This is a genomic window from Algibacter sp. AS12, from assembly GCF_046736315.1.
Classification (GTDB): Bacteria; Bacteroidota; Bacteroidia; order Flavobacteriales; family Flavobacteriaceae; genus Algibacter_B; species Algibacter_B amylolyticus.
The window spans coordinates 1,853,173-1,875,646 of sequence record NZ_CP151841.1 but is presented as its reverse complement, the minus strand read 5'-3'; the positions used below and the strand labels follow the sequence as shown (position 1 = coordinate 1,875,646).

Annotated in this window: 16 protein-coding genes; 10 read left to right on the top strand and 6 right to left on the bottom strand. The window is 33.6% G+C overall.

Going from position 1 to position 22,474, the window contains the following annotated elements; translation table 11 throughout:
* The first annotated feature begins 89 nt into the window (after positions 1 to 89).
* From AAFN75_RS07730 to AAFN75_RS07705, 6 genes are all read left to right on the top strand, one after another.
* A complete protein-coding gene (locus AAFN75_RS07730; RefSeq protein WP_411809014.1) occupies positions 90 to 2,687 on the top strand; it encodes a phosphoenolpyruvate carboxylase in 2,598 nt (865 codons plus the stop codon).
* 198 nt (positions 2,688 to 2,885) lie between these two features.
* Positions 2,886 to 3,392: a DUF421 domain-containing protein gene (locus tag AAFN75_RS07725; RefSeq protein ID WP_411809013.1), complete on the top strand. Its 507-nt coding sequence runs from the start codon at positions 2,886 to 2,888 to the stop codon at positions 3,390 to 3,392.
* A gap of 250 nt (positions 3,393 to 3,642) precedes the next feature.
* Positions 3,643 to 4,524 carry a helix-turn-helix domain-containing protein gene (locus AAFN75_RS07720; RefSeq protein ID WP_411809012.1) on the top strand — a complete coding sequence of 294 codons (882 nt, stop codon included), beginning with the start codon at positions 3,643 to 3,645 and terminating at the stop codon, positions 4,522 to 4,524.
* 91 nt (positions 4,525 to 4,615) lie between these two features.
* The gene (locus tag AAFN75_RS07715; RefSeq protein WP_411809011.1) at positions 4,616 to 5,479 is read left to right on the top strand and encodes a nuclear transport factor 2 family protein; all 864 of its coding nucleotides are present in this window, start codon (positions 4,616 to 4,618) and stop codon (positions 5,477 to 5,479) included.
* Positions 5,480 to 5,491: 12 nt separating this feature from the next.
* The gene (locus AAFN75_RS07710; protein WP_411809010.1) at positions 5,492 to 5,680 is read left to right on the top strand and encodes a hypothetical protein; all 189 of its coding nucleotides are present in this window, start codon (positions 5,492 to 5,494) and stop codon (positions 5,678 to 5,680) included.
* A gap of 181 nt (positions 5,681 to 5,861) precedes the next feature.
* The gene (locus tag AAFN75_RS07705) at positions 5,862 to 7,247 is read left to right on the top strand and encodes a T9SS type A sorting domain-containing protein (protein ID WP_411809009.1); all 1,386 of its coding nucleotides are present in this window, start codon (positions 5,862 to 5,864) and stop codon (positions 7,245 to 7,247) included.
* A 391-nt stretch (positions 7,248 to 7,638) separates the two neighbouring features.
* On the opposite strand, the gene AAFN75_RS07700 is transcribed toward AAFN75_RS07705, so the two are convergent.
* From AAFN75_RS07700 to AAFN75_RS07685, 4 genes are all read right to left on the bottom strand, one after another.
* The gene (locus AAFN75_RS07700) at positions 7,639 to 8,877 is read right to left on the bottom strand and encodes an ammonium transporter (protein ID WP_144114989.1); all 1,239 of its coding nucleotides are present in this window, start codon (positions 8,875 to 8,877) and stop codon (positions 7,639 to 7,641) included.
* A 22-nt stretch (positions 8,878 to 8,899) separates the two neighbouring features.
* Positions 8,900 to 9,238 (bottom strand): P-II family nitrogen regulator, encoded by a 339-nt coding sequence (locus tag AAFN75_RS07695; protein WP_144114988.1) that lies wholly within the window; start codon positions 9,236 to 9,238, stop codon positions 8,900 to 8,902.
* Between the two features lie 159 nt (positions 9,239 to 9,397).
* Positions 9,398 to 10,684, bottom strand: a complete 1,287-nt coding sequence (locus tag AAFN75_RS07690; protein WP_144114987.1) for an ammonium transporter — start codon at positions 10,682 to 10,684, stop codon at positions 9,398 to 9,400.
* Between the two features lie 92 nt (positions 10,685 to 10,776).
* Positions 10,777 to 11,775 (bottom strand): outer membrane beta-barrel protein, encoded by a 999-nt coding sequence (locus AAFN75_RS07685; RefSeq protein ID WP_144115561.1) that lies wholly within the window; start codon positions 11,773 to 11,775, stop codon positions 10,777 to 10,779.
* Between the two features lie 509 nt (positions 11,776 to 12,284).
* Between AAFN75_RS07685 and gltB the strand changes: the two genes are divergently transcribed.
* Positions 12,285 to 16,799 carry a glutamate synthase large subunit gene (gltB, locus tag AAFN75_RS07680; RefSeq protein WP_411809008.1) on the top strand — a complete coding sequence of 1,505 codons (4,515 nt, stop codon included), beginning with the start codon at positions 12,285 to 12,287 and terminating at the stop codon, positions 16,797 to 16,799.
* A gap of 4 nt (positions 16,800 to 16,803) precedes the next feature.
* Complete coding sequence (locus tag AAFN75_RS07675) at positions 16,804 to 18,267, top strand: glutamate synthase subunit beta (RefSeq protein ID WP_411809007.1); 1,464 nt, start codon at positions 16,804 to 16,806, stop codon at positions 18,265 to 18,267.
* Positions 18,268 to 18,321: 54 nt separating this feature from the next.
* Here AAFN75_RS07675 and AAFN75_RS07670 read toward each other — a convergent pair whose 3' ends face one another.
* A complete protein-coding gene (locus tag AAFN75_RS07670; RefSeq protein WP_411809006.1) occupies positions 18,322 to 19,071 on the bottom strand; it encodes a LytR/AlgR family response regulator transcription factor in 750 nt (249 codons plus the stop codon).
* Between the two features lie 2 nt (positions 19,072 to 19,073).
* On the bottom strand, positions 19,074 to 20,918 hold the full coding sequence (locus AAFN75_RS07665) for a tetratricopeptide repeat protein (RefSeq protein WP_411809005.1): 1,845 nt from the start codon (positions 20,916 to 20,918) through the stop codon (positions 19,074 to 19,076).
* Positions 20,919 to 21,150: 232 nt separating this feature from the next.
* Between AAFN75_RS07665 and AAFN75_RS07660 the strand changes: the two genes are divergently transcribed.
* Positions 21,151 to 21,522 (top strand): hypothetical protein, encoded by a 372-nt coding sequence (locus tag AAFN75_RS07660; RefSeq protein WP_411809004.1) that lies wholly within the window; start codon positions 21,151 to 21,153, stop codon positions 21,520 to 21,522.
* Positions 21,523 to 21,536: 14 nt separating this feature from the next.
* Positions 21,537 to 22,454, top strand: a complete 918-nt coding sequence (locus AAFN75_RS07655) for a tetratricopeptide repeat protein (protein WP_411809003.1) — start codon at positions 21,537 to 21,539, stop codon at positions 22,452 to 22,454.
* Positions 22,455 to 22,474: the final 20 nt, after the last annotated feature.

The window sequence follows — 22,474 nt, the reverse complement described above, 5'->3', positions numbered from 1 at the left end:
AATCGGGAATAATTGACAAAACTTAGAATCATCTGGGTGGTTCACCAAACCTTTAGTATTTTTATAGCGAAAATTACTAAAGAAGAAATATGTCCGTAGAGCCAAAATTAACTAGATTCAACCAAAGTGTTTTATCAAAATATCAGATATACAATAGTATATTCATGACCTTGCCTTTTGATGCAGTTACTAAAACAGGGGTTTTACTTCCTTTGTTTCATGAAACTTGCGAAAATGGATTTAAACAAGGTGATAATCCAACCACAATTGTTGAAACTTTTTTTGAAAAATACCAGGCACGTAGAAATAAAGAAAGTCAAATAAACTTATTATTCAGGTTTATTCAATACATAGAGCGCCAAGTCGTTTTATTTGATGCTATTGAAGATGCTGCTTTCCCTATTGTAAATAACATGGAAGGTGTGGGTACTTTAAGAAACTTGAAAGGCACTGCAGCTGCCGAAGGTAATCTTGAGGAGTTACAAAAATATCTAGAAGAGTTTAAAGTAAGAATCGTATTAACTGCCCACCCTACTCAATTTTACCCAGGATCGGTTTTAGGTATTATTACAAACTTAACTAAAGCCATAAAAGAAAATGATTTGTCCGAAATAAATAACTTATTTGGACAATTAGGAAAAACACCATTTTTTAAACACCAAAAACCAACACCTTACGATGAGGCTAAAAGTTTAATTTGGTATTTAGAAAACGTGTTTTACAAGACCTTTGGATCGATTTACAACTACATTCAAACTAGTATTTACGATGATGGTAAACGCCATAACGAAATTGTAAACATTGGCTTCTGGCCAGGTGGAGATAGAGATGGCAACCCATTTGTAAAACCAGATACAACATTAAAAGTTGCTAAAAAACTGAAACAGTCTATTCATAAAAAATATTATGAAGACTTAAGAGACTTAAGAAAGAAACTAACTTTTAGAGGTGTCGAAGAGCGTATTATAAGTTTAGAAACTTTATTTTACAACTACAGTACTAACCAAAATGGAGACAATGAAGATATCATGTCTTCAAAAGATTTCATAAAAGAACTACTAAGTATTAGAGACGTTATTACGCAAGAACACCAATCATTATATGTTAGCGATCTTAACAACCTAATTAATAGAGTTCATCTTTTTGGATACAGTTTTGCATCCTTAGATATTAGACAAGATAGTAGAATTCACCATAATGTATTCACTACCGTTATTGATAGTTTAATTGCAACAGGAACATCTTCTTTCCCGGCTAATTACCATGATTTATCGGAAAGCGAACAAATTGAAATCCTATCGAAAGCTACCGACGATGTTTCGAGCTTAGATGCCTTTGAAGATGAAATGGTTTGCAATACACTAAAAACCATTGCCATAATTAAAGACATTCAAAAAAGTAATGGCGAGCGCGGTGCAAACCGATACATTATTAGTAACAACCAAACAGCACTTAACGTTATGCAATTATTTGCTATGCTAAGAATGGTTGCTTTTAAAGATGAATTAACAGTAGATGTTGCTCCACTTTTTGAAACTATTCCAGATTTAGAAAATGCACCTGGAGTTATGGAGCAATTATATACTAACCCAGAATACATGGCACATCTTAGAGCCAGAGGTAGCAAACAACACATTATGTTAGGTTTCTCTGATGGTACAAAAGATGGTGGCTATTTAATGGCTAACTGGGGTATTTACAAAGCCAAAGAGTTGCTAACCGAAATGTCTAGAAAATACGATGTTACTGCCATATTTTTCGATGGTCGTGGTGGACCTCCTGCTCGTGGTGGTGGAAAAACACATCAGTTCTACTCATCTTTAGGACCAACAATTGAAGATAAAGAAGTACAACTTACCATTCAAGGACAAACTATTAGTTCTAATTTCGGAACCTTAGATTCTGCTCAATTTAACTTAGAGCAACTTATAAGTTCTGGTATTAAAAACAGAATTGATGGCGCTAAAAATAAAATGTCCGATGCCGACAGAGTGGTTATGACAGATTTAGCAGAAACAAGTTATACAACATATAAAGACTTTAAAGGTCACCCAATGTTTATACCGTATTTAGAGCGCATGAGTACTCTAAAATTCTATGCTAAAACAAACATTGGTAGTAGACCATCAAAACGTGGCACATCAGATAAGTTGGTGTTTTCAGATTTAAGAGCCATTCCTTTCGTAGGGTCTTGGAGTCAATTAAAACAAAACGTTCCAGGATTTTACGGTGTTGGTACGGCACTTAAAAAATATGAAGAAAATGGAGATTTCGATAAAGTAGAACAACTATATCACAACTCTAAATTCTTCAGAACATTGTTAGAAAACAGTATGATGTCTTTAACTAAGTCATTCTTCGATTTAACAAAATACATGTCTAAAGACGAAGAGTTTGGAGGCTTCTGGAACATTATTCATGAAGAATATTTAACTACCAAACGCCTATTATTAAAACTTACAGGTTATAGCGAGTTAATGGAAAACGAACCTTCGGGAAGAGCCTCAATACAAGTTAGAGAATCTATTGTATTACCATTACTTACCATACAACAGTTTGCACTTAAAAAGCTTCAAGAGTTAGAAAAAGCCGGTGTAGCTGCCGATGATCCAGACAAATTAATTTACGAGAAAATCGTAACACGATCATTATTTGGTAATATTAACGCCAGTAGAAATTCAGCTTAAAAAAGCTTTACATTATAGTTAAAAAGCCTTCGTTTTAAAAACGGAGGCTTTTTTTAAATCCTAAATTCCAAGCATTAAAAGCGGACTAACTTAAAAACACAGGGCTTCATAAGTACCTAAATAGATTAAAACCGAATACTTCATAGCTATTCCAAATATTATTGGCTACATTTATATGAACTTTACAACCTAAACCCTATGCAATTAGACACGGCTTTATTAGTGATTATTTCAGTTTTTGCAATTTTTTCAATAACCATAATTATAACAAGAATTTTTGGTTTAAGAACATTTGCAAAAATGTCGAGCTTCGATTTTGCATCAACTATAGCCGTAGGTTCTATTTTAGCATCAATTATAATAAACAAAGACCAGAGTATACTTAAAGGAGCACTGGCATTAGTATGTATCATTGGGTTTCAAACACTCTTTGCCTTTTTAGTAAGAAAAATAGATTTGTTTAAAAATCTATTTACAAACAAACCGCAAATGCTCATGAAGGATGGAGAAATATATTATGAAAACCTAAAAAATTGCAATGTGGACATAAGTGATTTAATGGCAAAATTAAGAGAAGCCAATGTTCATCAGCTTTCAGAAGTCCAAGCTGTAATATTTGAGAGCACAGGCGATATTTCAGTTCTACATAGCTCAAACGGAACTAATATCGACCCGATTATATTAAGCGATGTTGCCCAAAAATAGAAAGGTTTTAATAGTAAAAAAAAATTCACTACTCGCTCCCTCCTAAGGTCGGGGACCTCAAACACGCCGTTCAATCTCTAACGTGGGCTGCATAATAAGGCTTAAGCATTAAGTTTAAAATAGATGTATTAACGCACTTGATTTTTACCCAAATAAAAGATAACTTCGTGCCACGCTTAGCAAAAACAGCAACAAAGCAGAACTCGCATTGGTATTAATGCCTTTTTAAACGTAGCATATTGTAGGTAACATGACAAAAGATATTCCACAAATAACCTTTAACCCTGCAACAACCAATATTTTTGGTTTCGAAATTGTTTCCATTCAAGACATTGCTAAAAGTAAAAACGAACACAAACACAATCCAGAATTACCGCATCAGCTAAAATTTTATAACCTTATTTTTTTTACCGAAGGTTCCGGGAGACACTTTATAGATTTTAACTGGTTTCCGGTACAACAAAATAGCTTGGTTTATTTAACCAAAGACCAAGTTAATGCTTTCGAGTTTTCGGACCATTTAAAAGGCTATTGCATCATTTTTACCGAAGCCTATTTTGTAAATAGCTTTACCAATTTAGCAGACGATTTTGTGTTTAGGCTTTTTAATCCAGAGCTGTTTTCGCCAATTCTTCAAATTCCTCAAAACTCAGAGTTTACAACCTATTTTAACCTGTTATGTACAGAGTATAAAAATTCTAGCACCTTTAATCATAAAAATATTGTCAATTCGCTTTTAACAATATTAATATCTAAAGCCGAAAACTTAAAACAAAAGCAAACCTTTCATATATCAGACACCTCAAAAGTGGCTATTTATCAAAATTTTATTTCGCTAATCGCAAAAAACCTAACCAAAAGCAGAAGCGCAAGGTATTATGCTAATGAATTAGCCATAACCTACAAACACCTAAATAAAATCTGTAAAGAGTTGGTTAACAAAACTGCCAAAAACGTTATTGACGATTTTGTAATACTGCAAGCCAAACGCAGTTTAATAAACGCTAAAATAACCAGTGCTCAATTAGCCTATAGTTTGGGCTTTGAAGATCCAACAAATTTCACTAAATATTTTAAAAAAAATACAGGTTTAACCCCAAAAACCTTTGTAAAATCACTTCAAGAAGATTAATGGTTCCACTTTAACCATTTTAACTCTCGTTTTCATCTTTTCTAAAGCTTGTAGTTGCTTCATCTTTGTACCATAATTAAAAACAAAGACAATGAAACCAATAATTACAACCGTTGCACTCGCTCTTATAATGACCACTTGCGACTCACAAAACAATAATGATTTAGATAACATGGAAAAAACAACAGTATTATCAAATAAAGACAAAGCCGTAGCGTTAATTTCTAGTTTAGAAACCGGAGACCAAACTGCTATTGCATACATTAACCCAACTAATTATACACAACATAATCTTGCCGTAGCAGACGGACTAGAAGGTTTTGGCGAAGTATTACAACACGCACCCGAAGGAGGTTTTAAGGCCAATGTAGTACGTTCGTATCAAGATGGCGATTACGCTATTACACATACCGAATATGACTTTTTTGGTCCAAAGGCTGGATTCGATATTTTTAAATTTGAAAATGGTCAAATTATAGAACATTGGGATAACTTTTCTGACTTGGTAAGTGCAAACCCAAGCAGAAGAACCCAAACAGATGGCGTTGTAACAATTACAGATTTAGATAAAACCGAACAAAACAAAGCCTTGGTAAAAGATTTTGTTAAAACCGTTTTAATTAATGGCGAGTTCGATAAAATGCCAAACTATTTTGATGGCGACGCGTACATACAACACAATACCATGATTGCCGATGGCGTTTCTGGTTTAGCAAAAGCTCTAGAAGACATGGCAAAACAAGGTATTACTATGGTGTTTACAAAAAACCACATTGTTTTAGGAGAAGGTAATTTTGTATTATCGGTTAGCGAAGGCACATTTGCAGGAAACCCAACCTCGTTCTACGATTTATTTAGAATAGAAAACGGGAAAATTGCAGAACATTGGGATACAATTGAAACCATTTTACCAGAGCAAGATAGAAAAAACAATAACGGAAAGTTTAATTTTTAATGTGTAATTAATATGAGTAACGTTGCTAGCTGCCCAACCTGTGGCAGCAAATCGAAAATTAAAGAAACCAACGGCAAAACAACTTACCAAGCCATACAAGATGACGAATTGGTAAAAAAAATAGGGCAGCTAAAAAAGGCTATGCAGAAATATAAAGAAAAAGCCGAAGCCCTAGCAAGGCAACTGGAAGCCAACACATAGAAAACACCCAATAAAAATGCATAAACAGTTCTAGTTAATACTAGAGCTGTTTTTTTTACAAATAATAGTTGAATCAAAAAGAATACATGCACTTGACTTTCTTAAAAAAGGATGGTAAATTTGTTTAACGTCGGATATAAAACAATTTTATATACGCGAAACATTGGCAAACATTATATCTATGAAAATAAAATATATACTTACAAGTCTACTAATTATTTTTTCACTTAAATTCTACTCTCAATCTTGGCAAAACGAAGTAGATTTTACTATAAATCACGGAGATGTTTTTCCAAGTAATTGGACTAGTACTTATAATAACACAATCGACTTTGCATTTAGTGTTAGTAACGAACCAATTGTTGCATATTCAAGAGAAAGTGATATGCAACTAATTGTTTTAAAATTTGATGGAACAAGTTGGAATATGGTAGGCGACTTATCTTTTCTTTCATTAAGCGTAGGTCAGGTTGAAATTGAAGTAACTTCTGATGACAATATATTTATTGCTTTTACTGATGTTGATTTTCAAAATTTAAATATTATTAAATTTGATGGCTTATCATGGAGTTACGTTGCGCAAAACATAGCAGATGACAAAGCTAGAGAACTTGAATTGGACAAAGACAGTAATGACAATATTTATATTGCTTATAAAGACAGTTTCAATGGAGATAAGGCTACAGTTAAAAAATGCGACTTCATAAATAACAATATTATTACTGTTGGTGTTGAGGGCTTTACTGCGACAGATATTTATCATCTTAAATTAGATATTAACCCATTAACAAAAGAACCTTATATAATATATAGTAATAATCAAAAAGCATATGTCTATAAATTTGACGGAATGCTATGGAATCAAGTGGGTAACGATATTTTTTACGAAAATTTTGATTCAGGTGGTGGTCAAATTATAGGTAGTGTTGGAAAAATTGATATCTCGTTTAGTTCTAATGGTGAATTATTAGCATGTACAACAGAATATCTAAATGGCGCAGGATTTTCACAATCTTATGCCTATATTTTTGAAAATGATAACTGGACCCCAACTGCGATAGCTTCATCGGACGCACCAATGTTAAATTCAGAAAGTGACAATAATGGAAATATCTATTTTGCAATTTCGAATAGATTAGCTGATGATCCATATGGTATAATTTTTATTAAATATTCCAACGGCACTTTTGAAACATTAGAAATGGTTGATAATGGAAGCCATTTTGCTTCTTATTTTGAAATGAATTTTGATAATAATAATATTCCATATATTATTTATAACCCAGTAATAATTAGTAATTCGCATATAAAGAAATTCTCAACAAATCTAGATTTAAATGAATTTAATCAAAATAACCTTTCTGTATTTCCTAATCCAACTCTAGACTTTATTACCGTGACAAGTTTAGTTCAACGTTCTAATTTCAAACTTTATGATATTTTAGGGAAAATGATTTTAACTGGAATCGTTTCTGAAAATGAAAAAATTGATTTAAGTATTCTAAATAAAGGAATGTACTTTTTAAAAATAGAAGAGTTTACACCTTTGAAAATTACTAAAAAATAACAATTTTCCAACAACGTTTGTAATTAATGGCTAATCCTCCCCTACTTACAAAAATCCTCTCGGATTTTCTATTCGGTTTGTATTTGCTAAATTAGTTGCTGAAACACGCAACGAAATCATACACAAACAGGTTAAACGAACCTCTCTCAAAACACACAATCCTTAATACTAAAACAAGAAGCTAGGAAACACCTACCTTAGGGATTAAGCAATTGTTGGAGCTCCTCGCAGAGAGCGACTTGTGAAATATTTATATTCATGATTACTATTATTTAAAATATAAACCAACAGTAAAGCCCGACCCTTGTGGTAGCGTCCAAAAACAAAAAAAAGGACGCTTTGCATTACGCAAAACATCCTTTTCAATCAAACTAAACTTAAATATTAAAGATTAGTGCTCGTTTAACCTGAAATCTGGATAAGCATCCATTCCGTGTTCGTGGGCATCTAAACCTTCTAATTCTTCTTTTTCTGATACTCGTATTCCCATTGTTTTCTTTAAAACAAAGAATATTATGAATGACGATACTACACAGATTCCTGCATAACAAGCAACGCCTAATAATTGAATTAAAAATGTATGCTCTTCGTTTGTTGAAAAGATTCCAACAGCTAAAGTTCCCCAGATACCACAAATTAAGTGTACTGCTATGGCTCCAACAGGATCATCTAATTTAATAGCATCAACAAAAGCAACAGCAAATACAATTAATGCTCCTGCAATACCACCAATAATTATGGCGCTTTCTGGTGTCATAACATCGGCACCAGCGGTAATACCAACTAATCCTCCTAAAATACCATTTAAGAACATGGTTAAATCTAGGTTTTTGTATTTTAAAAAGTTAACAAACGCTGCAATTACACCACCAGAAGCTGCTGCTAAACATGTTGTAACTAGGGTTAATGATGTTAATTCTGGATCGGCAGAAAGTACAGAACCTCCATTAAACCCAAACCAACCTAACCAAAGGATTAAAACTCCTGCAGTTGCTAATGGTATGTTATGTCCAGGGATTGCTTGTGGCTTTCCTTCTTTATCGAATTTCCCGATACGAGAACCTAGTAAGTAAACTGCAACTAAGGCTGCCCATCCACCAACAGAGTGTACTAAAGTAGAACCTGCAAAGTCATAGAATCCCATTTGGTCTAAAAATCCGCCACCCCATTTCCAAGATCCTGCAATTGGGTATATAATGCCTACGTAAATTACTGTGAAAATCATGAATGCTCCAATTTTCATACGTTCGGCAACAGCACCAGATACAATGGTTGCAGCTGTAGCAGCAAACATACCTTGAAATAAGAAATCTGTCCAGTAGGTGTAACCTTCGTTATAGGTTAAATCTAAAGCGCCTTCGGCAGTTAAAGGGGCATCGAACCCAAATCCTGCAAAGCCTAAAATTCCTGAAGAATCTTCGGCAAAGCCTGGATACATTAGGTTAAACCCTACTATATAGTATAGTAATAACCCAACGGTAATAATAAATATGTTTTTAAATAATATGTTTATTGTATTTTTTTGTCTAGTTAGCCCAATTTCTAAAAATGCAAATCCGGTATGCATAAAGAAAACGAGTGCTGTACAGATCATCATCCATACATTATTAGTTGTAAGTAATCCTTCCATTGTATTAATTTTTAATGATTTTTTATTTTAAGGTGTCCACACCTTTTTCTCCTGTCCTTATTCTATAACAATCTTTTACATCTGAGACGAATATTTTACCATCTCCTACCTCGCCTGTACTTGCAGATTCTAGCAGTGTTTTAATTGTTATTTCTTCAAAATCATCATTTACTACGATTGATAAATGTCTACGTTGAATATCACTAGTACTATATGATACACCTCTATAAACATGGCCTTCTTTTTCATTACCAAGACCGGTTACATCCCAATAAGAAAAAAAGTTAACACCAACTTCGTGCAAAGCTTCCTTAACTACACGATATTTTGATTTTCTAATAATTGCTTCAATTTTTTTCATAATTCATTTACTTATATATGGTTTAGTTTGTTAAAATAGGAAAATATTTTTTTAATATAATTAACTCTAAAACACTATTATATTACGTGTTTATATTAAAGACCAAAAGACACCTTATTACTAAGGCATCTTTTAGGTTTTTATTTTATTATTTAAAGATTACTCTTCAATTTCTCTTTGTCTCTTACCAGGGTAAGCGATAGAACCATGCTCTGTCCAGTCAAGACCAGCAATTTCTTCTGCTTCGGTAACTCTTAATCCAATAGTTTTCTTCATTATAAATAAGAAAATAAAAGATAAACCGATAGCCCAAGCTGCATAAGCAAGAACTCCAATAGCTTGTGCACCTAATTGTGCAGCACCACCTCCATTAAAGATTCCAATTCCAGCATCACCATCAATACCCCAAAGACCTATTACTAAAGTTCCCCAAGCACCGCATATTCCGTGTACAGAAATGGCACCAACAGCATCATCAATTTTTAAATTCTTTTCAACAAATCCAATAGCAAATACTACAAGTATACCACCAATAAGACCCGCTAATACAGCACCACCTTCGCTCATGTTTCCACAACCAGCAGTAATACTTACTAAACCAGCAAGCGATCCATTTAAAGTCATACCTAAATTTGGTTTTCCGTTTTTAAACCAAGTTAAAAGTAAAGCACCTAAAGCACCAGCAGAAGCTGCTAAGTTTGTTACTAAAACAACTTGAGACGCAGCAACAGCATCATCGCCACCCCAAGCTAATTGAGAACCACCATTAAAACCGAACCATCCTAACCAAAGAATAAATACACCTAAAGTAGCGTACATTTGGTTGTGACCGTGCATTTCAACAGGTTTACCATCTAAGAATTTCCCGATTCTAGGACCTACCATCCAAGCAGCTACAAGTGCAGCCCATCCACCTACAGAGTGAACAATAGATGATCCAGCAAAATCAATAAATTCGGCAGGCATAATACCATCGGTATTGTTTAACCAACCACCATTCCATTCCCAACCACCAGCGATAGGGTAAATAAAAGCAGTTAAAACAATACTAAAAATAGCGTAAGTTGTATATTTTGTTCTTCCGGCTACAGCACCAGAAACAATAGTTGCTGCTGTTGCAGCAAATACAGTTTGAAAGAATAAATCTGCAGCACCTTGAGAAAACGTAAACCCTCCCCAGTGGAAGAAACCTCCGCCCATATCGGCACCGTACATTAAAGAATATCCTATAAACCAGAAGGCTAAAGAACCAACGGCGATATCTAGGAAGTTTTTCATGGCAATGTTTACAGCATTTTTAGAATCCGTCATTCCTGACTCCACTAAAAAGAAACCTGCTTGCATAAAGAATACTAAGATACCTGATATAAGCATCCACATCATTCCCATGTCGCCTTCTACAGCGGCAGTATCTTGAATTATTAAAGGCATATTTAATATAGACATAATATAATTTTTTGGGTTAGTTAATTGAAAAAAACAAGTTCTCTACTTTCATAGAGAACTTGCAATAATATTCTCTTTGTTGTGTTTTTCTCTTAGAAAGAGTAAATAGCTGCTAATGTGAAAGCTGCTAAGCTATCTGAAGCTGCTCCATCGTTATCTACGAATGGTTCATTATTACTCCAAGCATCTAATCTAATTTCTGGCTTAATAATTAAGTTATCTACAGTATAGCTACCTGTTAAAGTTGTAGCAAATACACTTGGTAAATCATCTACATCTTCTGCATGGTATCCAAAGTACTCACCTCTTAATCCTATAGAAAAGCTATCAGAAGTTGCTACTTGAGGATAAAGAGCAGCTCCGTAAAAACCAGCACCATCATTATCATTATAAGCCGCATTGATTCCCATAAAGAAAGTATCAGAAAGATCGAATCCACCAGTATAATCTACTTCAAAACCTAAACCATCATTAGATCCACTATCGTAGTATAAGTTTAAAAATTGTCCTTTATATCCTAACTGAGCACCTAATGCATATTCTCCAGTCATTGAAGTATCATTAACATCCCATGGATTAGTAACTGCTAACATTAAGCTAAAATCTTCAGATAAAGCAAAATCTGCTTTTATACCCATATGAGAAAATGGTCCGCTAGAAAATAAGTAAGATGTACTGTAGTTAAAGTTTGCTGCAGGAGAAATTACTTCATATCCTAAAAATGTATTAAAACGACCAAAAGTTAATGTAGTTCCTTCTGAAACATTCCAGTATACATATGCTTGATTAACAATACCATCAACAATATCACTATTAAAAGTCGCACCTGCACCTCTAGGTCCAGTAACTAAATCTAATACTGCACCAGCTTTTTCGCCTTCATAGCTTGCAATAATGTTACCCATACCTAAAGCAAATCCTGATTGTCCTGCAAATGCAGTTCCGAAACCAGCACCAACATTATCAGGAGCAGTTAAATAAGTTTGGTAATAAGCATCAACACTACCACTAATTGATAATTTTGACTTCTCTTCTTGTGCGAATAATGCTGTTGCTGCGAAAAGCATTGAAAGTGTAATAATTTTTTTCATCATTGTTTTATTTTTAAGTTATTTAATTTCTTAGATCTAATTCTTGATTAGTTTGAGTTATTAAAGTTTTATAGACCTAATTTCCCTTAAGAACGAGGCTAAACTATGTGAAAATATTTTAACCCCCATAAAAAATAGGGGTATTTGAGTTACTTTTATTAATATTCTATTTTTTACCCCTTTTTTTTAGGGGTGTGCGATTAAATAATTAAAATATTGAATTATCTACAACAGGATTAATTGAATTATTGTCAGTATTTTCATGAAAATCATAGTGTAATTTCCATTTATTAAAAGAATCATTATCAAAAATTCAGATATACGTATATAATGACAATATTTCGCAGTTTGAATATTCATTAAAAAAGCGGAGTAATATTGTTATATAATTATTTTTATCTCCCAATGGCTTCTAAAATCGAAATAATAAATGGTCTCTATTGTATTTCAAATTGTAGAACGTATCTTAGCTTCTCAACTCAAGTTTTTAAATTAATTTATTGTTGACTATGATTAAGAAGCAAGGACTTTATTTACCAGAATTTGAACACGAAAACTGTGGCGCAGGTTTTATTTGTAATCTAAAAGGAGAGAGAACAAATCAAATCATTCATGACGCCTTAGAAATTCTTGTAAAATTAGAGCACCGTGGTGGTGTAAGTGCAGATGGGAAAACTGGTGATGGTGCTGGACTGCTAATTGATATCCCACACGACTATTTTAAACGCGTTTGTGATTTCGAAATTCCAGCGCAAAGAGAGTATGCCGTTGGTATGGTGTTTTTACCCAAGGTAGACAACCAATATGTTTATTGTAAAACGACTTTTGAGAAGGAAGTTGAAGCGCAAGGACTTTCCATTTTAGGATGGCGTAAAGTACCTGTAGATTCTACACAATTAGGACCAATTGCATTAGCATCGGAGCCTAATATAGAACAACTATTTATTGGTAAAACTGATGCTATTGATGAGGCCACTTTTAAAGCTAAATTATACGCTGCTAGAAAAATAACTGAACACACTATTAGAAACTCTAAAACTTCTGAAAGTGGTTACTTTTATGTGCCTAGTTTATCAACAACAACAATAATATATAAAGGTATTATAATGCCTGAGGATATTGGGCCATATTATACCGATTTACAACAAATAGATTTAGTTACACGTTTGGCCTTAGTACACCAACGTTTCTCTACAAATACAATGCCTACCTGGGAATTGGCTCAACCATTTCGTCACATGTGTCAAAATGGAGAGATTAACACCCTTCGTGGTAACGTAAGTAGAATGCGTGTTCGTGAAGAAATCATGAAAAGTGATGTTTTTGGACCGCAAATAGATAAATTATTCCCAATAATTTTACCAGGAAAATCAGATTCTGCTTCTATGGATATGGTGGTAGAATTATTAACCCACACAGGACGATCATTACCAGAAATTATGATGATGATGATTCCTGAAGCTTGGGAAAAACACGCTACAATGTCTGCAGAGCGTAAAGCATTTTACGAGTACAATGCTTGTATTATGGAGCCCTGGGATGGACCAGCATCGGTACCATTTACAGATGGCGATTACATAGGTGCTTTATTAGACCGTAACGGTTTAAGACCTTCAAGATATACCGTTACTAAAAGCGGAAAACTAATCATGTCATCAGAAATTGGAGTTGTAGAAGTTGCTCCAGAAGATGTTAAAGAACATGGTAGATTAGAGCCAGGAAAAATGTTCTTAGTGGACATGAACGATGGTCGTATTATTGAAGATGAAGAAATAAAAAGCAAAATAGTTTCAGAAAGACCATATAAAGAGTGGTTAGATAAAACACGTTTACATTTAAAAGACGTGCCTTATACTAGCGAAACTTGTCCAATTGAAACTATTGATATTAAAACACGCCAGCGTTTATTCAATTATACTTTTGAAGATATTCAAGAGGTAATTACGCCAATGGCAATTGTTGGAAAAGAAGCTTTAGGATCAATGGGAATTGATACGCCATTAGCGGTACTTTCAGACAGACCACAATTAATTTCAAACTACTTTAAACAATTATTCGCGCAGGTTACAAACCCACCTTTAGATGGTATTCGTGAAGAAATTGTTACAGATATTAGCTTAAATCTAGGTAAAGACAGAAACATTTTTAGTATTACTGAAAGACAATGTCGTAAACTAAGAATTCAGAATCCAGTTATTTCAAACGGCGATTTAGAAAAAATAAGAACTATTGATATTGATGGTTTCCAAACCGAAACTATTCAAATGCTATACCCAAAAATTGAGGGTATGAATGGTTTAGAAAATGCGCTTGATGATGTAATCATTCAAATTGAAAAAGCTTTAGAGAGAAAAACAAATATTATTATTCTTTCAGATAGAGGTGTAAATCAAGAATTAGCACCTATTCCTGCTCTATTGGCGTGTTCATTTGTAAATCACCAACTGAATCGTTTACGTAAGCGTTCTTATTTCGATATTATTATTGAATCTGCAGAACCACGTGAGCCACATCATTTTGCAACTTTATTTGGTTATGGCGCTAGTGCGATAAACCCTTATATGGTTAACGAAATTATCAGAATGCAAGTTAAAGAAGGCTTCATTACTGGTATGGACGAGCAAAAAGCGGTTGATAATTTCAATAAAGCTATTGGAAAAGGTATTTTAAAAGTAATGAACAAAATTGGTATCTCTACACTACACTCGTATAGAGGTTCTCAAATTTTCGAAATTGTTGGATTCAATTCTCAATTCGTTGAAAAATATTTCCCTTACACAGCTTCTAGAATAGAAGGAATTGGTTTATATGAAATTGAAAAAGAAATTGACCAACGCTATAAACAAGCGTATCCAGATAATGCTATCGATAAAAACCTAGGTTTAAATATTGGTGGCGATTACAGATGGAGACGTAATGGTGAGCGCCACTTATTTAACCCAACAACTGTAGCAAAACTTCAACAAGCTGTTAGATTAAGTGATCAAGCAAGTTATGATGTTTATGCAAAAGCTATAAACGAACAATCTGAAAACTTAATGACCATTCGTGGTTTATTTGAGTTTGATAACCTAGACCCTATTCCTTTAGAAGAAGTAGAGCCATGGACAGAAATTGTTAAGAAGTTTAAAACCGGAGCCATGTCTTATGGATCTATTTCTCGTGAAGCACATGAGAATTTAGCCATAGCTATGAATAGAATTGGAGGAAAATCTAATTCTGGTGAAGGTGGAGAAGACAGAAAACGTTTTCAAAAAGATATAAATGGCGATAGCCGTAACTCTGCTATTAAACAAGTAGCATCAGGTCGTTTTGGGGTAACATCACATTACCTATCTAGCGCCAAAGAAATTCAAATTAAAATGGCTCAAGGAGCTAAACCTGGTGAAGGCGGGCAACTACCTGGAGAAAAGGTTTTACCTTGGATTGCCTCGGCACGTAACTCAACACCTTTTGTAGGGTTAATTTCGCCACCACCACATCATGATATTTATTCTATTGAAGATTTAGCACAATTAATTTACGATTTAAAAAATGCAAATCGCGAAGCTAGAATTAATGTAAAATTAGTATCGGAAGTTGGTGTAGGTACAATCGCAGCCGGTGTAGCAAAAGCTAAAGCCGATGTGGTATTAATTTCTGGTTATGATGGCGGAACAGGAGCATCTCCTTTAACATCATTAAAACATGCAGGTTTACCTTGGGAACTCGGTTTATCTGAAGCACAACAGACTTTAGTATTAAACAACTTAAGAAGTAGAATTGTTGTAGAATGTGATGGCCAATTAAAAACAGGTCGCGATGTTGCCATTGCAGCATTATTAGGAGCTGAAGAATTTGGTTTTGCAACTGCACCTTTAGTAGCTTCAGGATGTATTATGATGCGTAAGTGTCATTTAAATACTTGCCCTGTAGGTATTGCAACTCAAGATAAAGAGTTACGTAAAAACTTTAAAGGAACACCAGAACACGTTATTAACTTCTTCTACTACATTGCTGAAGAATTAAGAGGTATTATGGCTCAACTAGGGTTTAGAACGTTAGCAGAAATGGTTGGTCAAACCAATAAAATTAACGCGAATAAAGCTATTAAGCATTATAAAGCAAAAGGTTTAGACTTATCTAGTATACTTCACAGACCATCAGCTTACAACGACCTTCCTGTAAGAAATACAGAAGGACAAGATCATAACCTAGAAAGCGTATTAGACTTTACAATACTTAAGGATTCTCATAGAGCTTTATACCGTAAGGAGAAAATGACCCTAGAATATCCTATAAATAACATAAATCGTACGGTTGGTGCTATTGTAAGTAACGAAATTTCTAAAATATACGGACACTTAGGCTTACCTGAAGACACCTTGAATATTAACTTTACAGGATCTGCAGGACAAAGTTTCGGAGCATTTGGAGCACACGGTTTATCATTCACATTAGAAGGTAACACAAACGATTATTTAGGTAAAGGATTATCTGGAGCTAAACTAATTGTTAAAAAGCCTGCAAAAGCAGATTTTATAGCCGAAAACAACATCATTGTTGGTAATGTATGTTTATTTGGTGCCGTGGCTGGAGAGGCTTACATAAATGGTATTGCAGGCGAACGTTTTGCAGTAAGAAACTCTGGAGCAACAACAGTTGTTGAAGGTGTAGGAGACCATTGTTGTGAGTATATGACAGGTGGTAAAGTAATTGTTCTTGGTAAAACAGGAAGAAACTTTGCGGCAGGTATGAGTGGTGGTATTGCTTATGTATACGACCCTAATAATAAATTTGTAAACGGATTATGTAATACTGAAACTATAGAGTTTGAAGATATTACAAGTGAAGATGCAAACGAATTAAAACAAACTATTGAAAAACACGCACTTTATACGGATAGTAATCTTGCTAAAACATTATTAGCAGACTGGGATACTAGTCTTGGTAATTTTGTAAAAGTGATGCCAATAGAATACAAACGTGCATTAAAACGTTTAGAGACAGAAGAACCAATGGTAGAAGAATTAACAACAGCATAGTGTCATGGGAAAAGTAACTGGATTTAAAGAATTTGAAAGACAAGATGAGAGCTACAAGCCTGTAGAAGATCGTGTAAAGGATTATAAAGAATTTACCCAACCTCTTTCTGAAGTAGAAATAACAAAACAAGGATCGCGTTGTATGGATTGCGGTATTCCGTTTTGCCATAGTGGTTGTCCATTAGGAAACTTAATCCCTGATTTTAACCACATGGTTCATCAAGGAGAATGGCAAAAAGCGTCATGGCTACTACACTCAACAAACAACTTTCCTGAATTTACAGGTCGTTTATGCCCTGCGCCATGTGAGCAATCATGTGTATTAGGTATTATTGAAGACCCTGTATCTATTGAAAATATTGAAAAAAATATTGTTGAACGCGCCTTTAAAGAAGGTTGGATTAAACCTCAGCCTCCAAAAACAAGAACTGGTAAAACCATTGCTGTTGTAGGTTCTGGACCCGCTGGTTTAGCTGCTGCACAACAATTAAATAGAGCTGGCCACACCGTAACTATTTTTGAGCGTGATGATGAAGTTGGAGGTTTATTACGTTACGGTATTCCTAACTTTAAATTAGAAAAAGGAATTATCGATCGTCGTATAAAAATTTTAGAAGCTGAAGGCATTACTTTTAAAACCAATGTAAATGTTGGTGTTAATTACGATGTTAAAGATTTAAAAGCATTCGATTCGATAGTACTTTGTGGTGGTGCAACAGAAAGAAGAAGTTTACCAACACCTGGTATTGATGCTGATGGTGTTGTACAAGCTATGGATTTCTTAACACAACAAACTAAAGTTGTATTTGGAAAAGAAGTTAAAGATCAAGTATTAGCAACAGATAAAAACGTAATTGTTATTGGTGGTGGTGATACGGGATCAGATTGCATAGGAACATCAAACCGTCATGGTGCAAAATCGGTAGTTAATTTCGAAATTATGCCAAAGCCACCAGGACACCGCTCGCCAACTACACCTTGGCCTTTTTGGCCTTTACAGTTAAAAACATCATCGTCTCACAAAGAGGGTGTTGAGCGTAACTGGCTAATAAACACTAAAGAATTCGTTAAAGATGAAAGCGGAAAACTAACAGCTTTAAAAACGGTTAACGTAGAATGGAAAATGGTTCCGGGTCAACGTCCTCAATTAATAGAAATTGAAGGTACTGAAAAAACTTGGCCATGTGATTTAGCTTTACTAGCACTTGGTTTTACAGGTCCTGAAAGCACGCTTGCTGATAAATTAGGCATTAATAAAGATGCGCGCTCTAACTATAAAGCAGAATACGGAAAGTACCAAACAAACATTCCAAATATATTTGCTGCTGGCGATATGCGTCGCGGACAATCATTAATTGTTTGGGCTATTTCTGAAGGTAGAGAAGCTGCTAGACAAGTAGATTTATATTTAATGGGTAAATCTAATTTACCTTCTAAAGATGTTACTGGCGATTTAATTGCTATGTAATATCCATAATATTTTAATTAAAAAATGCGAACTTTTCAGTTCGCATTTTTTTTGTCATGATATTTTTATAAACCGTTGTATAAATTCCTCTTTACGACGTATTGAAACGTCTATATTTTTATTATCCTTCATAGTAACATAGCCACCTTTACCTTTGGTGTATTTAGTAACATAATTTAAGTTCACTAAATACGAGTTATGCACCCTAAAAAAATGATTATTACTTAGTAGTTTATCAAAAGTTTTTAAAGTTTTTGAAGTTGTTATTTTATCGCCTTGTTTGGTGTAAATATGGGTGTAATTAATATCGGCATTACAGTACAAAATATCTGAAACCTCAACAAACACATAGCCATCTGGTGTTGCTATACTAATTCTTTTTAAAGCGTTTTTTACTTTCAAATTATGAAAAAGCACTTCAATTTTGTTCTTTAAATGCGATGTTTCCTCCACTTTTTTAAGTTTTAAAACCGTGGCATGAAAATCATCTTTATCAATAGGTTTTAACAAATAATCTAAGGCACTAAAACGAAACGCTTCCACTGCATATGTTTCAAAAGCCGTTGTAAAAACGATATTAAAATTTATATACTCAATTTGTTTTAAATAATCGAACCCGGTTTGATTGCCAATCATAACATCCAAGAACACTAATTCTGGTTGTAAAGATGTAGTACCTTCTATTCCTGCTTCAACGGTATTAAACGTACCCAAAACATTAAAAACATCGGGATAACTTGAGGTTAGTTTTAAAACAGCATCTGTACAATGTTGCTCGTCATCAATTATTATGGTTTTTATCATAATTAAAAAGCAAGTTTTAAAGGCAGTTTAACTTCAACTCTTACACCTTGCGCTTTATCAATAATACGAAGGCTTCCTTTAGTTTTATTCTGTGCGTTAATAATATCTATTCTATTTTTGGTTAAATTTATACCTAAAGAGGTGTTTTCCTTAGCTACTTTAATAGCTTGTTTTCTACCCACACCATTATCATCTACAATACAAAATAGTACATTATTTTCTTTTTTAAACTCAACACTAATATGTCCAGATCGTTCCATTTGTGCAATACCATGCCAAATGCTATTCTCTAAAAAAGGCTGAAAAATTAATGGTGGTATTAGCGTATTCCCAGCATCAATAGCATCATCAACCTTTATAGAATAGGTAAAACTATTATTAAGGCGTTTATTCTCAATATCAAGATAGTTTTTTAAAATTTCAATATCATCCTTTAATAAAACTTCTTTTTCGGTTGAGCTTTCTAAGGTTTTTCTAACCAATTTAGAAAATTTAGTGAGGTAGTTAGTTGCAGATTCTGTATCATTCTTTACAATATAACTGTTAATAGAGTTTAGAGAGTTAAATATAAAATGCGGATTCATTTGTGCTCTTAACACCTTTAGTTCGGTATCTGTCACCTTATTTTTAAGTTCAATTTCTTTTGCTTTAGCAACCGCTAATTGCTTTCTTCTAAATAACGTTACCCCAATAATTGAAGCTATTAAAACAATGAATCCTACTAGTATTGTTGTGTTTTTAATAAGTTTTTGTCTGTTAATCTCTTCTTCGGCTAAAAGTTGTTTTTTTTCGTGTGCAGTATTTAAAAGTTGCTTTTCTAAATTATACTTGTGTTTTGCTTCTAAACTAGCCAATTCTTCTTTATTTTGCATGGCGTTAAAACTATCAATAAGCTTAATGTGGTTTTTATAATAGGTTAAAGCCTTTTTGTTTTGGTTTCTAGATTCATAAATATTAGAAAGATTTTCCCAAGCGTAAGCTTCCCACTCCACAGCCCCAATTTCCTTTGCTAGGTTTAATGTTTTATTAGCATAAATTTCTCCTTGAGCATAATCAGGTTTTAAAATGCTAATATTGCTCAAGTTATTAAACACCAAAACCTGTACATACGTATCGTTACTTTCCTGCGCTAATTCTTGAACTTTCAGATAATAAAACTCAGCCTTTTGGTAATCTTTTTTTCTTTTATAGGCTAACCCAATATTTAACAGAATACTCAACTCATACCTGTCATTACCTACTTCTCTGGCTAATGCTAAGGCTTTTTCTAAGCTAACAATTCCATTATTTATTGATGTTTCTCTTTCAGTTAAAAGCGTGCCTATATTGGTTAATGCTATAATTTGCGAGGATTTATTATTCAGTTTTTCAGAAAAAAACAACAGCTTATTGTAATACGTTAAGGCCTTTTCAAACTCTCCAGAATCAGAATAAATATTAGCCAAATTATTATAAATACTAGATTCTAAAAGCTCACTATTTTCAATGGTTTTTAAAATTTCTAAAGCCTTATACCATTGCTCTGTTGCTTTTACAATATTCCCTTGCCTATAATAAACAACTCCCATTTGTCTTAAAGCCAATACCAAACCTTTATTCCATTTTATTGCCTTAGAAATATTAAACGCTTCTTCAACTAACTCATAGGACTTCGCAAGATCTTTACGAACAAATTTATTTGATGTTGTAACTAGTAGTTGTGCTCGTATAGAATCTTTTTCCGTTTGTTTTTCTAATTGAATTATAAGAGAATCTAGTTCTTTTTGCTCTTGAGAGAATAAAACGGCACTCATCATAAAAACAAAACAACAGAAACTCTTCTTGAGTAGCGCATGAATTAAGTGCATAGAATTTTGTTAGGTTGGTTTAAGATTTAAAAATACGAATAAGAGAAAGAATAATCTTCATTAAATTTTTATAATCCTCAACGATTAATAACAAAAAACCTACAAATAATAATTTAACCTAGTCTTTTTCAGCTTTAAAATGTATCTTTATAATGCTATTAATTAATTACTTACAATCATGAAATCCCTCAACAGTACATTTTTGCTTGTTTTGTTGTGCCTAGTTTTTACTATGCCATTACAAAGTTTTTCTCAAAACAAAAGACAGTTAAAACCTAAGCGACCTTCTAAAATAGAAAGTGCAGATAAATTTGTAGATCTAACCTATAATTTATATCACAAAGTCTATGTGCACGATAGCTTAACACAAGTTGGCATTGAAATTCCTTCCGATTTGGAAGCGCAACTCTTGGAGAGTGCCCAAAACGACATCGATGAATTGTTCCAAGTTTTACCAGATGTTATAGACGACATTGGTAATAGTGGAGCCTCGTTTGTAAATAAAGGACGTGCTACCTTAAATTTAAACAAATCAAAAAAAGCATTAAAATACTGTGCACTTTATGTAAAGCAGATGGTAGTTGGAACTAAAGAAGAGGAATAATAAAATGCAGCGGTATGAAACAGTTTATATTTTTAGTGATGCTCCTTTGGGGCTTAAATAGTTATTCTCAAAATTACGAAAGCAACTATAAAGCGGATATCTGTGCATGTATTGAAGCGCAAGAAAACACCCAACAACTACCCGATAAAATTTATAATGCTTGTTTTACTAAACACATGACTACCTATGCAGCTATTATAGATGCACAAATTAAAGAAGAAGACAAAACAAAAAAATTTATAGCGGGGCAACAAGTAAGACGTGATTTAAACCAAAAATTCAAATATGATCTTGTTTATGTTTGTGATGCTTACATTGATATTATTGAAAGCAAAAAACAAAAGGTTTTACAAAATTTTCGAGCAAGAGAAATTGACTCTTCTAAAATTGACAAACTTAATGAAACAGTTGCCATGGTGCCACATTACAGCAGCTACTTTAATCGGGGTCAGTATTTCTATTACATCGGCGATTTAAACAATGCCGAACGCGATGTTAAAAAAAGTATTGAAGAAAACCCTTTAAATAATGAAGGCACACTAACAACCCATGAAAGCCTATTACTTGCGCTAATTTATGAAGAGCAGAAAAAATACAGCGAAGCTATCGCTATTTACAATGCTATAAATTCTAAAGCTATTAACCCTTCTGTAGAATTATTAAAAGCCATAGTTTACAGAAAAAGTAAGGGATATGCTTTCAAATCGAATGCCATACTAGAAAAATCTGAGCAACCCGAAGTGGCAGCCGAAAAAACTGAAAAAGCACCTATTGATGTAACGCAACGAAGAAGAACAGTAGCAAGAGGTTCAAGAACAGACACTAATACAGTGCCAAATAAAACTACTCCTAAAATAAGCACAAAACAACAAACTACTACTAAAACTAAAGATTCTACCAAAAATTTACGTGGCCTTTTTAAACTAGATTGACATCCTAAAATAAAGCATAA